Source organism: Microbacterium sp. UBA3394, from assembly GCF_002358725.1.
Lineage (GTDB): Bacteria > Actinomycetota > Actinomycetes > Actinomycetales > Microbacteriaceae > Microbacterium > Microbacterium luteum.
In genome coordinates, this window is sequence record NZ_DEPK01000178.1 from 1 (window position 1) to 4,785 (window position 4,785).

Here is a 4,785-nt window from a genome sequence, read left to right on the forward strand (position 1 = left end):
CCGAGGCCGCGCGCAGCAGGGCCGATCTCCCCCGCGACGGCGACGACGTCGCCCGCGTGCGCCCCGCTGCGCCGCACCGGTTCCCGACCCTCGAGGGTGCCGAGCGCGGTGACGGCGATCGTCAGGGTGTCGGACGCGGTGAGGTCGCCGCCTTCCACGCGGCTGCCGGGCGCCAGGGTCTCGCACGCGGCCCGCAGACCGTCGGCGAGGGAGGCGACGGTGTCCATCGACGTGTCGTCGGGCATCGCGAGCGCGACCAGCAGCGCGACGGGGCGTGCACCCATGGCCGCCACGTCGGCCAGGTTCACCGCCGCGGCCTTCCACCCGAGGTCGAAGCCGCTGGACCAGGCCAGACGGAAGTCCGGCCCGTGCACGAGCGTGTCGGTCGTCGCCACGACCCGGTGGTCCGCGAGCGGGAGCACCGCGGCGTCATCCCCCGGGCCCACTTCCGCCGCGGAGGTCCCGAGGTGGTCGAGGATGCGCGCGAGCACCTGCATCTCGCCCAGCTGTCCCACGGTGCGGCTGTCGGTCATGACTCCACGCTATCGGCGGGCGGCTCGCAGGATCGCCGGGTAGCGTGGACGGGTGCTCACCTCCCGTGGTCCGTCGCGCCGCATCGCCAGCGGAACGGTGGGCGTCTCACTCGCTGTCGCCCTCTTGGCCGGCTGCTCGTCGACGGTCGCCCTCGACCCCGCCGCCGACGCCAACGACCCTCTCTGCGCCGACGTGATCGTGCGCCTTCCCGACGCGCTCGACGGTCAGGATCGGCGGTGGACCGACGCCCAGTCGACGGGAGCGTGGGGAGACCCCGCCGCGGTGCTGCTCACGTGCGGGGTCACCCCTCCCGGGCCCACAGAGGCGCAGTGCATCACCATCGGCGGCGTCGACTGGATCGTCGACGATTCGCAGGCCCCGACCTACCTGATCACGAGCTACGGGCGCACGCCGGCGGTGGAGGTCTTCGTCGACAACGAGACGGTCTCCCCCAACGAAGTGCTCGGTTCCCTCGGTCCCCTCGTGGAGCAGCTGCCGGCCGAGAGCTACTGCACGACCACCGACACGCTGCTGCCCTGAGCGGTCGGCTCAGCGCTCGCGCGCGCCGTCGATCAGTTCGGAGATCAGCTCGGTGTAGGTCATGCCGGTCGCGATCCAGCAGGCGGGGAACATCGAGATCGGGGTGAAGCCGGGCATCGTGTTCACCTCGTTGACGAAGAAGTCGGTGCCGGTGAAGAAGAAGTCGACGCGAGCGAGACCCTCGCCGCCCACGGCCTCGAAGGCGCGGGCCGCGACGCGCTGCATCTCGGCCATCTCGCCGTCGCGCAGCTGGGCCGGACACACCAGTTCGACCCCGGGCGCGCCGAGGTACTTGGCCTCGAAATCGTAGAACTCGCGTCCCGTGATCACGATCTCCCCGGGCAGGCTCACGCGCGGCAGACCGCCGTCGCGCCCGGGCAGCACGCCGCACTCGATCTCGCGACCCGTCACGGCTTTCTCCACGAGCACCGTGTCGTCTTCGGCGAAGGCGGTTTCGAACGCGGCGTCCAGGTCAGACAGGTCCGCCACCTTGGTCACCCCGACGCTCGATCCGGCGCGCGCCGGCTTGACGAACACGGGGAGGTCGAGGGCACGCACGCGATGCTCGATCTGCGCGCGGTCTCGGTCGAGATCGGCGCGGGTCACCGTCACCCATGGAACGACGGGCACGCCCGCCGCTTTCAGCACGCTCTTGGTCGTGTGCTTGTCCATGCCGATCGCCGACATCAGCACCCCGGCGCCCGCGTAGGGGATGCCGAGGAGCTCGAGGAACCCCTGCACCGTCCCGTCCTCCCCGAATCGCCCGTGGAGGATCGGCAGCACGACGTCGATTCGGCCGAGCGAACGCTCGCCCGCGGCATCCCGCACCCGCAGTTCACGGGTCTCGGCGGAATCCGGCCAGACGATGCGTGTGCCGTTGTCGACGACCTCGGGCATGCGGCTCGGGTCGAGGGCGAACTTCTCGGGGTCGTCGTCCTCGAGCACGTAGGCGCCGGAACGGGTGATCCCGATCGGGATGACGTCGAAGCGGTCCCGGTCAATCGCGCGGAGGACGCCGCCCGCCGTCGCGGAGCTGATCGAGTGCTCGCTGGAGCGACCTCCAAAGAGCACCGCCACCGCCCGCTTGTCCATTCTGCGTCCTCTCCCCCTGGGGGTCGTCGTCGTCGGTCGTCAGGTGCGGCGCGATCTCGCGCGGGTCCATCGTGCCATCCAGCACGCGCTTGACCTGCTCGACGATGGGCATCTGCACACCGGCCTCACGGGCCAGCTGGAGCACCGGAGCCACCGACGCCAGGCCTTCGGCGGTCTGCTCCATCTGCTTGACCACGTCCTGAAAGCTGTAACCCTGTCCGAGCAGCCGCCCGGCGGTGTTGTTCCGACTCAGGGGCGACTGGCAGGTGGCGATCAGGTCGCCGAGGCCTGCCAGGCCCTGGAGGGTCTCGGGCTGCGCGCCCTGCGCGACCGCGAAGTCGGTCATCTCGACCAGACCGCGGGTGATGATCGACGCCTTGGTGTTCTCGCCGTATCCCACGCCGTCGACGATCCCGATCGCGACCGCGATGAGATTCTTCAGCACGCCACCGAACTCGGTTCCGATGACATCGGTGTTCACGAAACTTCGGAAGTACCGATTCCTGGCACGGCGCGCGACGGCGTCGGCGGTGTCCTGGCTGAGCGAGGAGATCACCGCGGCCGTCGGCTGCTCGCGGGCGATCTCGAGAGCGAGGTTCGGTCCCGACGCCACGGCGATCCGCGCCGGATCGCACACCAGCTCCTGCTCGATGACCTGACTCATCCGCAGGCCGCTGCGCCGCTCGACGCCCTTCATGAGCGACACGATCGGAACATCGGTCGCCGCCACGAGCGGACGCAGAGCCTTGAGGTTCTGCCGAGCCGACTGGCTCGGGATCGACAGATAGATCTGTTCGGCTCCCTCGACCGCCTCCGACAGGTGGGCGGTCGCGCTCATCTCGCGGGGAAGGTTGATGCCGGCGAGGTACTGGCTGTTCCGCTTGGCTTCGTCGATCTCGTGGGCGAGCTCCGGGCGACGAGCCCACATGGTCACGTGCGCGCCGCCGTCGGCGAGGATCTTGCCGAAGGTCGTTCCCCAGCTCCCGGCGCCGATGACCGCCACGCGCGGCAAGGTCGCCTCGTGCTTACGACTCAAGGCGTCCGGTCTCCTTCTGCCCGTGGGCACTCGGGTCCCACCGCTCGGCGGGTGCGGGCTCGTCGCGGAGGGTCGCCAGCAGGCGGGAGATCTCGCCCATCACCACGTCGGTCGCGGGGATGAGGGCGGCCGCCTGCCCGTCGCGCGCGGCGTAGGCCGTCAGATCGACGGGATCGCCGACGACCACCCGGACCCGACGGCGCAGCGGCCAGAGCTTGAGCTTCCCGTAGCGCGGCAGGATCTGCTGAGTCCCCCACTGCGCCACGGGGATGACGGGGATGCCGCCGGCCAGGGCCAGCCGCACCGCTCCGGTCTTGCCGCGCATCGGCCACAGGTCGGGGTCGCGGGTGAGGGATCCCTCCGGGTAGACGATCACGCCGCGGCCGTTGGCGACGATCTCGGTGGACGCCTCGAGAGTCGCACGCGACGATGACGCGGAGGCGGAGCGTGCGACCGGCACCATGCCCGTCGTCCGCAGAGCCCAGCCGAGCACCGGCACGCGGAACAGGCTCTCCTTCGCGAGAAAGCGCGGTGCGCGGCCCATGCGCCACGTCGCGACGGCGACGATGATCGGATCGAACTCGCTGTTGTGATTCGGCGCCAGCACGTAAGCACCCTCGCGCGGAAGCTTGTGACCGTCGATGACCTCGATCTTGGCGAGGAGTCCGGTCAGCGGCACGATGATCGCGGCGAGCGGCCAGAACATGCTGGGGCGCGTCTTCTCCGTCGAGGCGCGCGGGCGAGGCGACGTCACCGGGTCATCCGATGATGTCGAATTCGGCGCCCAGGGCGTCGAGCTTTGCGAACAGCTTCTCGTAGCCGCGGCGCAGGATGTCGACGTTCCGCACGATCGACTCGCCCTCGGCGGCGAGCGCGGCGATGAGGTAGCTGTACCCTCCGCGGAGGTCGGGCACGACGACATCCGCCCCGCGCAGCGGCGTGGGTCCGTTGATGACGGCCGCCTGCTCCAGCGCGCGACGCGGCACGCGGCGCTCCGGGGTGTCCAGGCCGTCGGGGTGCACGACGATGTCGGCGCCCATCTGGTTGAGGGCGGCGGTGAATCCGAGACGGTTCTCGTACACCGTCTCGTGCACGATCGAGCGTCCGTCCGCCTGGGTGAGCGCGACGATCAGCGGCTGCTGCCAGTCGGTCATGAAGCCGGGGTGCACGTCGGTCTCGACCATGACGGGTTTCAGCGATCCGTCTCGCCGGAAGAGGATGCCGTCCTCGTGGACGTCGAACCAGCCCCCGGCCTTGCGGAAGACGTTGAGGAAGGTGAGCATCTCCTGCTGCTTGGCGCCGTCGACGAAGATCTCGCCGTCGGTGGCCAGCGCCGCGCAGGCCCACGAAGCAGCCTCGTTGCGATCGAAGATGCAGCGGTGGTCGTAGCCGCGCAGCGAATCGACGCCCTCGATGAGGATCACACGGTTCGGCTCGTACGAGATGATCGCGCCCATCTTCTGCAGCACCGCGATCAGGTCCATGATCTCGGGCTCGATGGCGGCGTTGCGCAGCTCCGTCGTGCCCTTCGCGCGCACGGCGGTCAGCAGGACCTGCTCGGTGGCGCCGACGCTCGGGTAGGG

General features: G+C 70.1%; 6 protein-coding genes. 1 reads left to right on the plus strand and 5 read right to left on the minus strand.

Translation table 11 applies throughout. The features are described from left to right. The coding region (locus B4E30_RS10610; protein WP_286795271.1) for a thiamine-phosphate kinase at positions 1–533 on the minus strand (533 nt) is incomplete at its 3' end. 52 nt (positions 534–585) lie between these two features. Between B4E30_RS10610 and B4E30_RS10615 the strand changes: the two genes are divergently transcribed. Continuing rightward, a complete protein-coding gene (locus tag B4E30_RS10615) occupies positions 586–1,074 on the plus strand; it encodes a DUF3515 family protein (RefSeq protein ID WP_228481004.1) in 489 nt (162 codons plus the stop codon). 9 nt (positions 1,075–1,083) lie between these two features. On the opposite strand, the gene B4E30_RS10620 is transcribed toward B4E30_RS10615, so the two are convergent. The 4 genes from B4E30_RS10620 to B4E30_RS10635 all read right to left on the minus strand — a co-directional run. Next, positions 1,084–2,166 (minus strand): D-alanine--D-alanine ligase family protein, encoded by a 1,083-nt coding sequence (locus B4E30_RS10620; protein WP_194385105.1) that lies wholly within the window; start codon positions 2,164–2,166, stop codon positions 1,084–1,086. After that, positions 2,072–3,202, minus strand: coding sequence for an NAD(P)H-dependent glycerol-3-phosphate dehydrogenase (locus tag B4E30_RS10625; RefSeq protein WP_194385104.1), 1,131 nt, complete (start codon positions 3,200–3,202; stop codon positions 2,072–2,074). Before B4E30_RS10625 ends, B4E30_RS10620 begins: the two co-directional genes overlap by 95 nt. Further along, positions 3,192–3,908, minus strand: coding sequence for a lysophospholipid acyltransferase family protein (locus B4E30_RS10630; RefSeq protein WP_194385485.1), 717 nt, complete (start codon positions 3,906–3,908; stop codon positions 3,192–3,194). The genes B4E30_RS10625 and B4E30_RS10630 overlap by 11 nt, the downstream gene beginning before the upstream one ends. Positions 3,909–3,960: 52 nt before the next feature. After that, the coding region (locus B4E30_RS10635) for a UDP-N-acetylglucosamine 1-carboxyvinyltransferase (RefSeq protein ID WP_286795272.1) at positions 3,961–4,785 on the minus strand (825 nt) is incomplete at its 5' end.

Coding starts and splice junctions, on each gene's coding strand:
- B4E30_RS10620 (WP_194385105.1), bottom strand. CDS start 2,166: ATGGACAAGCGGGCGGTGGCGGTGCTCTTTGGAGGTCGCTCCAGCGAG.
- B4E30_RS10630 (WP_194385485.1), bottom strand. CDS start 3,908: ATGTTCTGGCCGCTCGCCGCGATCATCGTGCCGCTGACCGGACTCCTC.